Below are 11,319 nucleotides of genomic sequence, written 5' to 3'. Positions count from 1 at the left end.
TGACGATCTCACGGCACGGCTCGCATCGAAAGCTGTTGGGTGAGTTCGCCGTCATCGGCTTGGCGCATTGCGGGCATGTCATGCTGCGCGAACGCTGACGTCACAGGTTCGTTCCGTCACGTTGGCTTTCAAGGGCAATCAGCGATGGCGTTCGCTGATCCAATCACGCCGCCCGCTTGGCTTTGCCCTTCTCCGAAAAGCATTCCAGGATTTGGATGCGGAGCTCTTCTGCGGCCGGGCCATCGAGCTTTCTGAGCTCGTTCCAGAGCCTGATCACTTCGCGCTGTTTCTCGACGGTCATGAATCACCTCCAACTGAAGATGATCAGCTAGAACAAAATGAGAACAAAAAGTCCAGTCCCTCCCCGAAATTCCACAGGGCTTGGCGGCTTGAACCTGCTCCGCGCTGCGCAGGCCCGGGATTTCAGCGCCTCGTCATACGGCAGCGCCGCCTGACGAACATATGCCGTCATCGCGGCGCTGTTGCTATTTGGATTTTCAACCTTACGTTACGAGCGTGGCAGGCCGCCAGGCGCTGAAATCCCAACGTCGCCAGCCAAGAGAGCCCCGTGCGAACGCGCGGGGTTTTTCTTTTCAGCCGCGGCTGGGCGGCAGGCGACCGCCGCGGGACGAGTTTTCCTTTGTCGCATTGTCTGGCCGAATTCGATGGCGCCGGCCCTGGTGCGATGCGGCACCAGGTCCCGGAGTTCCCGCGCCACGTGCGAGGACTTGCGCCGAGGCGCCGATGATCTGCCAGTTCGGTGAGAGCTAAATCCCGACCGGTCTTTCAGTGTGCCCGCTTGCGGCAAACCGCAGGGCGCGCCGGGACAAAATAGTCGGCGCCCCCTGTGGCTTCTCCTGATCGTCGTGGTGATGTTCGGCGTTGCCGTCGCCGAACACCACTTTTTTCAGCGGTTGACCCGTCGTGATCCTTCGCGAAGCATCTCCGGCCTTAGACGGCGTCCTTGGCCACCTTCAGCGGCGAGGCCTTGACCGACTTGCTCGCCGGCTTTGCCGCAAACTGCATCGGCTCCTTGGTGAAGGGATTGATGCCCATCCGGGCTTCGGTCGCCGGCTTGTTCACCACCGACATCTTGACGAAGCCGGGAATGACGAACTCGCCGGACTCGTTGAGCTCCTTGTAGCCGACCGTCGCCATGTATTCGATCACCGACTTCACGTCGTTCTTCGACAGCTGCGTGCCTTCCGCAATTGCATCGATCAATTGGGTCTTCGTCATCTTCGCCATGTTCTGAATTCCTTTGAAGGGGTGCGCGCGAACAACTCTGCTGTGGACGCGGCCGGACCCGCGGAGGCGCGCTTCTGATTCATGCCAGAGGTCATGAAGTGACGGGCTTAGAGCCTATCGAGGCTCAAAACGCAAGCAGGGGCTCTCTGCGGTTCCCGATATCCGGTGAACGGTGTCACGGCATGTGCCGGTACTTGTTGAACCATTTGCCCCCTGGCGCGTCTTACTCTTGAAGTCCCTAAGCTTCACCCCGCCAGAAAGCCCCGCTTCCCCCAGGCGGGGTTTTCGCTGTTGGATGCCTGTTAGGACGCCGCAGCTGCTATATGGTCGAGAGGTTTCTCGTGGGGGGCTCATGAAGGTTGCTATCGTCATCGCAGGCTTGATCGTTGTTGCAATCGCCGCCCTCGTCGCCATCCAGCCAAGCTTCTTGAAGCCTGCGTCCTTGGCCCTCGTGAAAAAATCCGACATCTTCGGCTTCTCGCCCGGAATGACATTCGACGAGACAAGCAAACTCGTCAGTCAACGTCGCTACCTCTGCCGCCAGATCCGCGGTTCGTACACCCTCGAATGCGACATCAATGGCGCCAAGGTCACGGTCCATAGCGACGAGGCCGACGTCAGGCATCCGATCTGGCGTGTCCATGCGGAGTTGACCAATCCGGGGCCGCAGGACATTGCCGTCAAATCGATCTCCGACCAGTTCAACGCCCAGCCAGCCAAGGACCGCGAGGGCTGGACATGGATCGTCGGCCGTGGGCTCAAGCTGAGCTATGACGGCCTCGCCTTGAAGCTCGAGGACGGGAGCGCGGAGGCCCGGCTTCGCAAAGACGAAGCCAAGCGCTAGATCCGGAAAAGTGTGCAGCGGTTATCTCATCGCGCGCTTTAGAGAGCACTGCGGGTCACCTCATCGTGAAACTTGTGACTCGGCACGCCTTGTTGAGACTTCGGTAACCTAACGCCTCCAATCTCGCATCAGTATCGTTGCGTTGGAGTATCCCGACAGTGCTGGATTTTAACGAGCTGCGTGAACTCGCAGCTGACGTGCGTATTTTCGTCGATGTCGCCGAGGACAAGGCCGAAGCGCTGCGAGCCGTCATCGCAGCCTATGACGTCGTGCTCGCGATCTTCCCCTCTGGAGACGGCATGGGCCTCCACGTCGTCAAAGGCAAAGAGATCCTGGACAAGATCGCAAACTCGCGGAGCCATGCGATGTACAGCCACACGGCCATCGCGGTTCCTGATCTCGAGCACGCAGAAGTGCTCAAATACCTGACGGTCCCCGTCGAGCAACGGATCGCAGCCTGAAGCGGGAGGCTTGTGGGTGAATCGGTATGGGCCGAGGGTTCACCTCTCCCGTAGTTGCCGAAGGTGTTCGGCCGGCATGTTTGCCCGGCGATGCAAAGCATTGTCCGGAGACGCCCGCGTCGGCGGCCTCCTCACCATGACGCTGATATCTCGCCACAAAGCGACCTGAGGCCCGCCAGAAGCGGGCGTCTGACGGATGGGCTCCGGGCGAGCTATCGCTACGTTCCTTGACATGCGATAGGCCTTGCCGGCTGGGGAGAGGTGACCCTCGAACGAGCGAGCGAAGCCGATCGCTACGAGCCGCATGGCTCTTCAGCAGCGGGCGGAAGCATTCGCACCGTCACCGTTGAAGCAGCTTGCAGCAAGCTTGGGAGGAAGCCAGCATGCGAGCTGCAGGATGGGGTTCTCTTTTGGAAGCATTTCCTGCATAATGCTGCATGGCAAAAATCAAAGTTACTTTCAAAACCGCCCGGATCTCAGAGAACGACTGGAAGATACTGGCAGACTACCCCGACAGCGAACAGCGCGAAATCAGCGGATTCACCAGCAAGGCGGATGCCGACGACTGGATCAACGGCGACCGCAAGATCGCCTGGCTCCGCTCTCAGGGTTACGCCAAGTGACGCACTAGCTCGATCGCATCGCTCTTCAGCTCCACGCGGGCGGCCCTGGTCCTCCGAGGCTGCAACGACCCGACTTCGATTCATGGCAGCACCTATGAACGCGTTGCTATTTGATGAGCTCCGTCATCGGCTTGCCCTTGTCGACGACAACGACGTTCAACAACTTCAACGGCCTGTCACCGCCGATCTTGAATCCGGCGTGAGGCACATCGCGCGCGTTTATGATCGCAGCCTCTGTGGGCAAGTCGCCAATTGAGTGCACTGTCCTCGTAAGTCGTCGCCCATCCTGACTTTCTCACGGACTGTCCTTGACCTTCCGGCTCTCACCAATTGAAACCGGCTTGTTCAGGAAATACTCGCGGTTACCTGTCGCTGCTTCCGCATATTGGTCGATGGCCACGATGATGGCCTGGACGTGGGGATAGCACCACCCCTCCCGCGTCGCCTTTCGGCGAACATCCTCGAGCGCGGTCAGGAAGGGCGAGAGCCCTTGCTCGTCGTCGAACCAACGCCTGCTCACCACGTTCTCCCGCCAAGCACCCCGCCCTTGGTCTGGCGCGGCTGCGCACTCTTCAGCGCGTCCCGCTGGGCACAGAGACTTTCAACCTTCGCCTCCATCCGCGACAGCAGGGCTTCGGCCGATGCCGTCCCAAAACCCGCCCGCTGTAGCTGGAGGATTTCCTTCCTCTGCCTCCCCATCTGGATGCGCATCCATTCGATCTCCCGCCTGACAGCGTCCAGGTCCGGCATGTTCAACCCCGCGATTTTGAATATGGCTTATGAGAACAAAAACGGAACGAAGAGTCGAGTCAGACGTTGGACGAAAAAGAAAAAGGAGACGTGTGATGGCCGACAATACCCAGAAGGACCCGAAAGAGTGGGTTTCCGGGGATGACCCGATGACAGGAGCCCAGGAATCTTACCTCAAGACACTCGCCGAGCAGGCCCATCAGAACCTGCCTGAGAAAGAGCTGACCAAGGCCGAGGCCTCCGAGCTAATCGACAAGATGCGGCAAAAGGCCGGGCTGGAGGAATGACCCCCATGATTGCGGGAACCCGGGGCCGTGTGTATGCAAACGAAATTGGGAATCGAAAATGCCTTATTTCGTTTGCGCCCGCGACGGTGCCGGGCAGATCATTTTGAAGAGGGACACCAGGGAAGCGGCCGAGAAGAAGGCCGCCGAGCTCCGTGACGTCGGCTACTTCGAAGTCGAGATCATCGCGAAAGCGGCCGAGAAGGCCGCCTGAGCAACTGGTGTCGCGTTGCGCGCCCTGGCGGAGGTGCTCCTCCGTCTGCGCCGCATTTGGGTCGCCCCTGCCAGAACGGATGCAAGCGTGCGAGGGCGCGGCGGGCCCTGCCGTCCATGGGGAATGGACGACCGCTGCTCGTTTTGGCTAGGCTGATCCAAATTCTGGAGAAGCCAAGATGCCGTACTTCACATCCAGGCAGGACCAGGCGCAACGCATTTGCAAGGTGCTGGCCGACGTCTTCTGCGCGATTTTGCTCGCGACCTTCTCGATTGTGTTCTTCGGACTGCTCGGCGGCATTGCCGCCTTCGTTGTAGTTGAGGCCGGCCTACTTGCGATTGATTGGCTCTTGCCGAACGAGGACGATGCGGCAGGCGTAGTTCGCTAATGGACTTTCCCGTGGCTCCATACCGAAGCAGGCGGGGCAGTCGAGCTTTGTCAAAACAGATCGCCTATGAACTTGATGATGCTGACGATCAGGCCAGAGAGACATGCTGCAGTGCCGAGGTCGGCCAGATAAAGCAACACGTCACGTTCGTCCTCACTTAGTTCTGCCAGTGCCTTGCGCATCTTCCCTCTCCATGGCCTCGATCAGCTCTTCGTCATCGAGAACATCCAGCAGATCATTGATTGTCTTATTGCCGTCGCGCGACCCCGGCTCGACATAACTTGCTAGAATAACCTGGGCCTGTTTGACGGCTACCCTCACGCGATCCGGTTTCACGGCCGGTACTCTACTCACACTGTGGAAGCTAAAACGCAGATAGGAACGGCGCGTTCCTTTGCTCAGCCCCTTGAATAAGCTGGCGCGCAACAACCCTTCGGATGTGATGTCGCGAGACTCCACGTCAGCTTAGAACTTCGGCTCGACTCTGACGGGCTTGTCAGAAGGACTTGGCCAGCGGGCCACAGGACGCTGTATTCCGCTCACGCACACCTGCGCCCGCCCCCTGCCCCTCATTCCCTTTTCCTGCTATCTCCTAGCCCTCGCCGTCCCGGCCGAAAAGCAAGACCCTCCATCCGTTCTAGGGAGCAACAACCATGCGATACCTCCACACCATGCTGCGCGTGCGCAATCTCGATGTCGCGCTCAAGTTTTACCAGGATGCGCTGGGCTTGAAGGAGGTGCGCCGGATCGAGAACGACAAGGGGCGCTTCACGCTGGTGTTCCTGTGCTCGATGGATGATCTTGAAGGGCTGAAGAAGCAGCCGCAGACGCGCGGCGCGCCGCTGGTCGAGCTCACCTGGAATTGGGACGAGGAGAAGTACGGCGAGGATCGCTTCTTCGGCCATCTCGCTTATGAGGTCGACGACATCTACGCCACCTGCGAGAAGCTGATGCAGGCCGGCGTCACCATCAACCGGCCGCCGCGCGACGGCAACATGGCTTTTGTCCGCTCGCCCGACCTGCACTCGATCGAGCTGTTGCAGAAGGGCGAACCGAAGCCGCCGCAGGAGCCTTGGGCATCGATGCCCAATACCGGCCATTGGTAAGACCCAGCAGGAACAAGCCCTCTCGCCCGTCGTTCTCTTCCCAACGAAGCCGATTGGAGGAGGATGCGATGGCGAGAGGGCTGTTGCTGTGGATGCTTGGCGTGCCGATTCCGGTGATCATTCTGTTGTGGCTGTTCTTCGGCCGCTGAGCGTCGCGTTGAATTTGCAATGAAGGCTCCGCCCCGGGCGGAGCTTTTTGCATGAGGGGCTCGGCGCAATCGCGCATCGCTCGCTGAGGCGAATTCCGCTATCAGGCGCGCAAACGACAACGCCGCGGGAGACGCCTCATGCCTGACACCAAACTGACGATTTGGGGCCGCGCCAACTCGGTCAACGTGCAGAAGGTGCTGTGGTGCCTCACCGAGCTCGGCCTGCCCTACGAGCGCATCGATGCCGGCATGCAATACGGCAAGACCCGCGAGGCCGAGTATCTGGCGATGAATCCCAATGCGCGGATTCCGACGCTGGTCGAGGGCGATTTCGCGCTGTGGGAGTCCAATTCGATCATGCGCTATCTCTGCCTCGCCCATGGGCGCAGCACGCCGATCTACCCGGAGGCGCCGAAGTTGCGCGCCTCGGTCGACCGTTGGCTCGACTGGACGCTGTCGACGGTGCAGCCGGTCGATCGCCCGGTGTTCTGGGGCATCGTTCGCACCGCGCCCGCCGAGCGCGACATGCTCCAAGTGCAGCGCGATGCCGATGCCGCTGCCGAGGTTTGGGCCATCGCCGACGGCCTGCTTGCCTCGCGCCGTTTCATCGAGGGTGATGCATTCACGCTCGCCGACATCGCGATCGGGTCCTACGCGCGGCGCTGGCTCGGCGTCGAAGGCATCAGCCGTCCGGCGCAGCCGCACCTCACGCGCTGGCTCGCCGAGCTCGGCAAGCGGTCCGGATTTGCGCAATTCGTCGCACCGCCGATGTCGTGACCACTGACGCGGCGTAAGTTGCGATGATCGCGCGAGGAATCGTCGTCGCGGCGCAAGCGCCCGGCGTCACGGCAGCACTTGATGGCTACTGTGCATGGGGTTGTTTTCGCATATTTTGTTGTGGCCCTAGAGCCAGCCGCGTTCGACCAGCAGCACGCAGATGATCAGCACCAGCGTCACCGCCGCGGTGGCGAGCCGTGCGGTCCAGCTGAGGCCACGGCCGACCCACCACAGCAGCGCGCAATACATCAGCACGGGGACGAGGATATCGAGCCGCAACAGGTCCGCCGACATGGGCCTTAGCGGCGGATGCTGGTGTCGACGCTGACCGAGCCGCCGACCTTCACGCAGGTCCCGGTGGCCTCGACCATGACGAAGCGCGGACCATAGGAGGCGCAGGAGCCGGCCTTTCCCGCACCGGCCGTGCCCTTCAGCGGCAGGGTCTTGCCGGTCTCCTTGCCCGTCTGCGGCCGCTCCGCAGGCGGCAGGTGCAGGCTCTCAGCCGCGCTCGCGGACACGGCAGCAAACGTGATCAGGATGAGGAGCGGCATGCGCATGGCCGCGTTGTAGCCCGGACGGGCCGTACGCGCCATCGCATCGGCGCACAGCGATGTCAGAGGAATTTGATGCCGGCCGACTTGCCGCGGCGCCAGACCACCTGGCAGCTTCGCCCGGTCCGCGCATCGCGCGCGAAGGCCATCCGGATTACTCCGGGAAGCTGGCTCGCGTCCTCGTCCATCGTGATCTTCGCGCCCGTAGCCGAGATGTCCTGGACCAGGCAATGCCGCGCCGCGAATCCGCCGTCGAGCGTGATCCAGGCGTGCCGCGACAGCAGCTTGCGCTCTGAGCGCTTCTTGGGCGGTGGCATCGGAAAAATCTCCCACTCCAGCGCTACTCAGGGAACCCTAAGAAACCGTTGAATTCGCCCCCTGATCATCCCGGCTCGGCGCTATCCACCGGGAGCAAAAGAGCGTTCCCGAACGGCTTGCCCGGGAGCGCAAAGGCCACTATACGTTCGCGCGCTGCAAGCTGCCGGGCACTGTTCGGCCGGCCAGCGGCCGTGCCGCGGAAAGCGGCGGGGCCCTGCGTTTGCTCCCTTCGTCTATCGGTTAGGACGCCACCCTTTCACGGTGGAGAGAGCGGTTCGATTCCGCTAGGGAGCGCCACGCTCTATCGAGCTCCCGCCTCTTCAGCCTGCCATTTCGGGGCAAGGCGCGCCTGATGCAGGCCGCCTGCACGTCATCAGCCCAATATCCGACCGATCCGCGCATTTACCGGAAATTTACCCCTGCTCCTGCGCGATGGTATCGTTTGCTTAGAATTTGGCCGCTACCGTCGAATTACGGAAATCACCCCGAAACCCCCGGTTGGCGTTCATGTCTGTTGCAGAGTTCCTGAGGCAGCGTGCAGTGGAAGTCACCTTGAACGGCAGCTACTCGCTGCCGCGCTGGTATGATTGCGAGGGCAAGCTGCGCAGCTTCGCCTGCCGCACGAAGCGCGTCTCACCCTTCCGCATGATCGTCGACGTACCTGTGGTCGGCAAGGTCGGCGAGCGCTTGACCTCCTACTTCCAGGATTTCGGCGAATTCCAGTGCACGATCAGCGCGACGCTGAAGTCAGGCTTCCTGATGGAGCTCGACATGGCGCGGGCGCGGCGCGCCTGGATGTCCGAAAAGCTCACCTGGCTCGAGAAAAAACAGAAGGACGCCAGCGTTCAGGAGTTGCGGCAAGACGCGCGTTTCGTTCCGCAAGTCCCGCACACGTTCCTGACGCTTGCCAACGGCAGCACCCATTCGTGCTTCATCATCGACGTCTCCACCGCAGGCGTCGCGATCTCCTGCGAATACGACCCGCCGATTGGAACCCCGCTTGCGGTCGGCGCCTGCGTCGGGCGCGTGATCCGCAAATTCCACCACGGCTTTGCGGTCAAGTTCGCCGAGAAGCAGTCCCGGGACGACCTCGTCCGGCTGATTGTCCGCACGCCCATGCTCCAGTCGGCCTGAGAAGCCGGGCAGATCGCTGCCCTATCGCGGCCCCATTGCAGGATCAGTTTTTGCCGATCCGGATGTCACATTGCAGACTTGCGATCGGGGGACCGAATGGCAGTCGACAAGATCACGGTTGATAAGATCACAGTTGATAAGATCACTTGGGACAGGGTTGGCCGGGTCACCGAGCCCGGACGCTACATCTATACCTTCGGCTGGCTCACCATCACCGCCGGCGATCTCGAAATCTGGAAGCGATATCCGCAGGCCGCCTTCACGCTGCTAGCGCAACCAGCCGAGCCGGACGATTCCGTTGGCGCGGAATTCCATCTCGGAGCCTTCGATATCGCTCCCAGCGGGCCACCGCCGTTCACCACCCATTGAGCGAGGAAACCCACCCATTCGCTTGATCTGACTTACCAATCAGATCCCGTGACGGGGCGCGCTGCCACAGGTGACGAGCTGGCTTTGCCATGCAATTGATGATGCTCACATTTGGCGTTTGGCGCCCTGATGAAGCTGGCTGTCGCGCTCGTTAAGCGAGCCGACAGCGAGCGCATGACACATGGTCGCACCGGTGAATGTAGATAAGCTCATCAAGGGAACCTATTTTCGGCGCCGATGTACCTGATTGAAGCGCTACCCACTGTCATCGGAACTGCCGCCGTCGCGCCTGCGCTGCTGATGCTGTGGCTTGTCATCGCCGCCGAGGAGCGCCCGGGCCCGCCCGCCCAGGTCTGGACCGCCTTCCTGCTCGGGGCGGCCAGCATCTCGCTGCTGGGCCTCGCCCGTGCCCCCTTCGCCAAGATGGTCGCAGCGCCCGACGATCCCTGGGCGGCGCTCGCCATGCATTCGGTCTTCGGCGTCGCGCTGCCGGAGGAAGCCGTCAAGGTGATCGCCATCGTGCTGGTCTCCTCGACCAAGCGGCGGACCTTCGCCAATCCGATGGACACCGTGGTCTATGGTGCCGCAGTCGGCCTCGGCTTTGCCGCTTACGAGAATCTTGCCTACCTGGTGCAGCATGCCGAGATGTGGCGCTCGCTGGCCGCCCTGCGCAGCGTGCTGACGGTGCCGTTCCACGGCGCGCTCGGCATCATCGCGGGCGCCTACCTCACCATTGCCCGTGCCGGCACGGCGCTCGGAGCCAACCGCCACCATCGCGACTGGGCCCGCCTGTCCAGCCGCTTGCTGATCTTCGCCGGCCCGCTCGCGCTGCATTCGGCGTTCGATTTCCCGCTGCTCACTCTCCAGCGCATGCCGGACCTGGACCCGACGCTGCGGATGTGGCTGGGCGCGGCGAGCCTGTTGATCGGCTTCAGCTCGATCGCGTTCGCCATCCGCCTGGTCCGGCGGGTCGCGCGCCATCACGCGCCGCGGACCGAGGTCGCCCGCGAGCGGCTCAGCCAGCTGCGCCGGATGTGGGCGCTGCTGCTTGCCGGCGGCGGCGTCGGCTTCCTCGGCCTCGCCTTCGTGCTGACCTCGCTCCATCACTGGCTCATCAATCCCGAGCGCAATCTGACGCTGGCGCTGATCCCGATCGGCCTCACCTCGATCCTGCTCGGTCTTGCACTTCTGATTGTCACGACCGCGATCTACATTCTCGGCCGCAACCGCATCCGCACCAGCGCCGAAGGTTTTTCCTCGGCGCCCGGCGGGGGGTGACCCTCGCGGGATGGCCAGCGCGCCACGCACCTAGTAGATTGAGTCCAGCCCTCTCGTCCCGGAGCCTGCCGATGACATCGCCCGAGGAGTTTTCACGGATGCAATCGGCGATGAGCCAGGCGGTCAAGGCGCATTGGAAGGCCTTTCTGTTCGAAGGCATCCTGCTCGCCGTTCTCGGCATTGCCGCGCTGATCCTGCCGCCGCTCGCGAGCCTTGCGACCGCGATCTTCCTCGGCTGGATGTTCCTGATCAGCGGCATCGGCGGATTGATCGCGACCTACTGGGCGCGCAGCACGCCGGGGTTCTGGTGGTCGCTGATCTCGGCCGCGCTGGCGGTGCTCGCCGGCGGAATTCTGCTGGCGCGGCCGATCCAAGCGGTGCTGACGCTGACCATCGTGCTCGGTGCGTATTTTCTCGCCGAAGGCGTCACCACCATCATGTACGCACTGGAGCACCGTCGCGAGCTGAGCAGCCGCTGGTCATGGCTTCTGATCTCGGGCCTCGTCGACATCGCGATCTCCTTCATGGTAATCGCCGGACTGCCAAGCTCGGCGGAATGGGCGATCGGCGTCCTGGTCGGTATCAACCTGCTGTTCGGCGGCGCCACCCTGATCGGCATGGCCCTGGCGGCACGCAAGAGCAACACCTGAGACGCTCGTTGCGCCGTGTTCTGTTTGGGGGGTGACAACCCGCCAGCGCCGCGCTATATGGCCTGCCATGATCACCGTCACCACCAGCTATTTTTGGTACTTTAGCTACGACAGCTCGCTGGCGGCGGGAGGATCGCGCTCAATCTGACACATTGCAGCAAACGTCCGAACAAGC

The 11,319-nt window shown here is 62.1% G+C and carries 21 protein-coding genes and 1 tRNA gene; 13 read left to right on the top strand and 9 right to left on the bottom strand.

The features are described 5' to 3' along the window. Nucleotides 1-163: 163 nt before the first annotated feature. Together IVA98_RS03860 and IVA98_RS03855 are read right to left on the bottom strand one after the other, a co-directional pair. A complete protein-coding gene (locus tag IVA98_RS03860; RefSeq protein WP_247281017.1) occupies nt 164-301 on the bottom strand; it encodes a hypothetical protein in 138 nt (45 codons plus the stop codon). A 650-nt stretch (nt 302-951) separates the two neighbouring features. Next, nucleotides 952-1,248 (bottom strand): HU family DNA-binding protein, encoded by a 297-nt coding sequence (locus IVA98_RS03855; protein ID WP_008558895.1) that lies wholly within the window; start codon nt 1,246-1,248, stop codon nt 952-954. Between the two features lie 352 nt (nt 1,249-1,600). On the opposite strand from IVA98_RS03855, the gene IVA98_RS03850 reads away from it, so the two are divergent. The 3 genes from IVA98_RS03850 to IVA98_RS03840 all read left to right on the top strand — a co-directional run bounded on the left by IVA98_RS03850 (nt 1,601) and on the right by IVA98_RS03840 (nt 3,176). Continuing rightward, nucleotides 1,601-2,092 carry a hypothetical protein gene (locus tag IVA98_RS03850; protein ID WP_247334839.1) on the top strand — a complete coding sequence of 164 codons (492 nt, stop codon included), beginning with the start codon at nt 1,601-1,603 and terminating at the stop codon, nt 2,090-2,092. Nucleotides 2,093-2,250: 158 nt separating this feature from the next. Beyond that, nucleotides 2,251-2,553, top strand: coding sequence for a hypothetical protein (locus IVA98_RS03845; protein ID WP_247334838.1), 303 nt, complete (start codon nt 2,251-2,253; stop codon nt 2,551-2,553). A gap of 437 nt (nt 2,554-2,990) precedes the next feature. Further along, nucleotides 2,991-3,176 (top strand): hypothetical protein, encoded by a 186-nt coding sequence (locus tag IVA98_RS03840; protein ID WP_247296801.1) that lies wholly within the window; start codon nt 2,991-2,993, stop codon nt 3,174-3,176. A 295-nt stretch (nt 3,177-3,471) separates the two neighbouring features. On the opposite strand, the gene IVA98_RS03835 is transcribed toward IVA98_RS03840, so the two are convergent. After that, nucleotides 3,472-3,696 (bottom strand): hypothetical protein, encoded by a 225-nt coding sequence (locus IVA98_RS03835; RefSeq protein ID WP_247334837.1) that lies wholly within the window; start codon nt 3,694-3,696, stop codon nt 3,472-3,474. Beyond that, a complete protein-coding gene (locus IVA98_RS03830) occupies nt 3,693-3,926 on the bottom strand; it encodes a hypothetical protein (protein ID WP_247334836.1) in 234 nt (77 codons plus the stop codon). Before IVA98_RS03830 ends, IVA98_RS03835 begins: the two co-directional genes overlap by 4 nt. A gap of 95 nt (nt 3,927-4,021) precedes the next feature. Here IVA98_RS03830 and IVA98_RS03825 point away from each other — a divergent pair, with 95 nt between their 5' ends. The 3 genes from IVA98_RS03825 (at nt 4,022) to IVA98_RS03815 (ending at nt 4,812) form a co-directional block, all read left to right on the top strand. Then, nucleotides 4,022-4,213, top strand: coding sequence for a DUF3072 domain-containing protein (locus IVA98_RS03825; RefSeq protein ID WP_247354292.1), 192 nt, complete (start codon nt 4,022-4,024; stop codon nt 4,211-4,213). A gap of 58 nt (nt 4,214-4,271) precedes the next feature. Continuing rightward, complete coding sequence (locus IVA98_RS03820; RefSeq protein WP_247281008.1) at nt 4,272-4,424, top strand: hypothetical protein; 153 nt, start codon at nt 4,272-4,274, stop codon at nt 4,422-4,424. A gap of 178 nt (nt 4,425-4,602) precedes the next feature. Further along, nucleotides 4,603-4,812, top strand: a complete 210-nt coding sequence (locus IVA98_RS03815) for a hypothetical protein (RefSeq protein WP_247334831.1) — start codon at nt 4,603-4,605, stop codon at nt 4,810-4,812. 50 nt (nt 4,813-4,862) lie between these two features. On the opposite strand, the gene IVA98_RS36890 is transcribed toward IVA98_RS03815, so the two are convergent. Then, nucleotides 4,863-4,994 carry a hypothetical protein gene (locus IVA98_RS36890; RefSeq protein ID WP_256466494.1) on the bottom strand — a complete coding sequence of 44 codons (132 nt, stop codon included), beginning with the start codon at nt 4,992-4,994 and terminating at the stop codon, nt 4,863-4,865. Beyond that, on the bottom strand, nt 4,966-5,271 hold the full coding sequence (locus IVA98_RS03810) for a hypothetical protein (protein ID WP_247354291.1): 306 nt from the start codon (nt 5,269-5,271) through the stop codon (nt 4,966-4,968). Before IVA98_RS03810 ends, IVA98_RS36890 begins: the two co-directional genes overlap by 29 nt. Nucleotides 5,272-5,465: 194 nt before the next feature. Between IVA98_RS03810 and IVA98_RS03805 the strand changes: the two genes are divergently transcribed. Together IVA98_RS03805 and IVA98_RS03800 are read left to right on the top strand one after the other, a co-directional pair. After that, nucleotides 5,466-5,918, top strand: a complete 453-nt coding sequence (locus IVA98_RS03805; protein WP_247354290.1) for a VOC family protein — start codon at nt 5,466-5,468, stop codon at nt 5,916-5,918. Between the two features lie 287 nt (nt 5,919-6,205). Further along, nucleotides 6,206-6,844: a glutathione S-transferase family protein gene (locus IVA98_RS03800; protein ID WP_247334825.1), complete on the top strand. Its 639-nt coding sequence runs from the start codon at nt 6,206-6,208 to the stop codon at nt 6,842-6,844. A 126-nt stretch (nt 6,845-6,970) separates the two neighbouring features. Here the strand turns inward: IVA98_RS03800 and IVA98_RS03795 are convergent, their stop codons facing one another. From IVA98_RS03795 to IVA98_RS03785, 3 genes are read right to left on the bottom strand one after another with little or no spacing between them, the layout of a single operon-like run. Beyond that, on the bottom strand, nt 6,971-7,138 hold the full coding sequence (locus IVA98_RS03795; RefSeq protein WP_247334822.1) for a hypothetical protein: 168 nt from the start codon (nt 7,136-7,138) through the stop codon (nt 6,971-6,973). 5 nt (nt 7,139-7,143) lie between these two features. Then, nucleotides 7,144-7,401: a hypothetical protein gene (locus IVA98_RS03790; protein ID WP_247334875.1), complete on the bottom strand. Its 258-nt coding sequence runs from the start codon at nt 7,399-7,401 to the stop codon at nt 7,144-7,146. Nucleotides 7,402-7,457: 56 nt separating this feature from the next. Continuing rightward, a complete protein-coding gene (locus IVA98_RS03785; protein ID WP_247296819.1) occupies nt 7,458-7,712 on the bottom strand; it encodes a PilZ domain-containing protein in 255 nt (84 codons plus the stop codon). A gap of 223 nt (nt 7,713-7,935) precedes the next feature. On the opposite strand from IVA98_RS03785, the gene IVA98_RS03780 reads away from it, so the two are divergent. The 5 genes from IVA98_RS03780 (at nt 7,936) to IVA98_RS03760 (ending at nt 11,144) form a co-directional block, all read left to right on the top strand. Then, a tRNA-Glu gene (locus IVA98_RS03780) sits at nt 7,936-8,010 on the top strand. 210 nt (nt 8,011-8,220) lie between these two features. Next, on the top strand, nt 8,221-8,847 hold the full coding sequence (locus IVA98_RS03775; RefSeq protein WP_247354289.1) for a PilZ domain-containing protein: 627 nt from the start codon (nt 8,221-8,223) through the stop codon (nt 8,845-8,847). A gap of 111 nt (nt 8,848-8,958) precedes the next feature. Next, nucleotides 8,959-9,216 (top strand): hypothetical protein, encoded by a 258-nt coding sequence (locus IVA98_RS03770; RefSeq protein ID WP_524536345.1) that lies wholly within the window; start codon nt 8,959-8,961, stop codon nt 9,214-9,216. A 237-nt stretch (nt 9,217-9,453) separates the two neighbouring features. Continuing rightward, nucleotides 9,454-10,494, top strand: coding sequence for a PrsW family glutamic-type intramembrane protease (locus IVA98_RS03765; protein ID WP_247334820.1), 1,041 nt, complete (start codon nt 9,454-9,456; stop codon nt 10,492-10,494). Nucleotides 10,495-10,565: 71 nt separating this feature from the next. Beyond that, nucleotides 10,566-11,144 carry an HdeD family acid-resistance protein gene (locus IVA98_RS03760; RefSeq protein WP_247334817.1) on the top strand — a complete coding sequence of 193 codons (579 nt, stop codon included), beginning with the start codon at nt 10,566-10,568 and terminating at the stop codon, nt 11,142-11,144. The last annotated feature ends 175 nt before the right edge of the window (nt 11,145-11,319 follow it).

This window comes from Bradyrhizobium sp. 160, assembly GCF_023073735.1.
Taxonomy (GTDB): Bacteria; Pseudomonadota; Alphaproteobacteria; order Rhizobiales; family Xanthobacteraceae; genus Bradyrhizobium.
The sequence above is the reverse complement of the archived record's forward strand: the minus strand, read 5'-3'. Positions and strand labels throughout refer to the sequence as shown.

Coding starts and splice junctions, on each gene's coding strand:
- IVA98_RS03860 (WP_247281017.1), bottom strand. CDS start 301: ATGACCGTCGAGAAACAGCGCGAAGTGATCAGGCTCTGGAACGAGCTC.
- IVA98_RS03855 (WP_008558895.1), bottom strand. CDS start 1,248: ATGGCGAAGATGACGAAGACCCAATTGATCGATGCAATTGCGGAAGGC.
- IVA98_RS03850 (WP_247334839.1), top strand. CDS start 1,601: ATGAAGGTTGCTATCGTCATCGCAGGCTTGATCGTTGTTGCAATCGCC.
- IVA98_RS03840 (WP_247296801.1), top strand. CDS start 2,991: ATGGCAAAAATCAAAGTTACTTTCAAAACCGCCCGGATCTCAGAGAAC.
- IVA98_RS03830 (WP_247334836.1), bottom strand. CDS start 3,926: ATGCCGGACCTGGACGCTGTCAGGCGGGAGATCGAATGGATGCGCATC.
- IVA98_RS03825 (WP_247354292.1), top strand. CDS start 4,022: ATGGCCGACAATACCCAGAAGGACCCGAAAGAGTGGGTTTCCGGGGAT.
- IVA98_RS03820 (WP_247281008.1), top strand. CDS start 4,272: ATGCCTTATTTCGTTTGCGCCCGCGACGGTGCCGGGCAGATCATTTTG.
- IVA98_RS03815 (WP_247334831.1), top strand. CDS start 4,603: ATGCCGTACTTCACATCCAGGCAGGACCAGGCGCAACGCATTTGCAAG.
- IVA98_RS36890 (WP_256466494.1), bottom strand. CDS start 4,994: ATGCGCAAGGCACTGGCAGAACTAAGTGAGGACGAACGTGACGTGTTG.
- IVA98_RS03805 (WP_247354290.1), top strand. CDS start 5,466: ATGCGATACCTCCACACCATGCTGCGCGTGCGCAATCTCGATGTCGCG.
- IVA98_RS03800 (WP_247334825.1), top strand. CDS start 6,206: ATGCCTGACACCAAACTGACGATTTGGGGCCGCGCCAACTCGGTCAAC.
- IVA98_RS03795 (WP_247334822.1), bottom strand. CDS start 7,138: ATGTCGGCGGACCTGTTGCGGCTCGATATCCTCGTCCCCGTGCTGATG.
- IVA98_RS03790 (WP_247334875.1), bottom strand. CDS start 7,401: ATGCGCATGCCGCTCCTCATCCTGATCACGTTTGCTGCCGTGTCCGCG.
- IVA98_RS03785 (WP_247296819.1), bottom strand. CDS start 7,712: ATGCCACCGCCCAAGAAGCGCTCAGAGCGCAAGCTGCTGTCGCGGCAC.
- IVA98_RS03775 (WP_247354289.1), top strand. CDS start 8,221: ATGTCTGTTGCAGAGTTCCTGAGGCAGCGTGCAGTGGAAGTCACCTTG.
- IVA98_RS03765 (WP_247334820.1), top strand. CDS start 9,454: ATGTACCTGATTGAAGCGCTACCCACTGTCATCGGAACTGCCGCCGTC.
- IVA98_RS03760 (WP_247334817.1), top strand. CDS start 10,566: ATGACATCGCCCGAGGAGTTTTCACGGATGCAATCGGCGATGAGCCAG.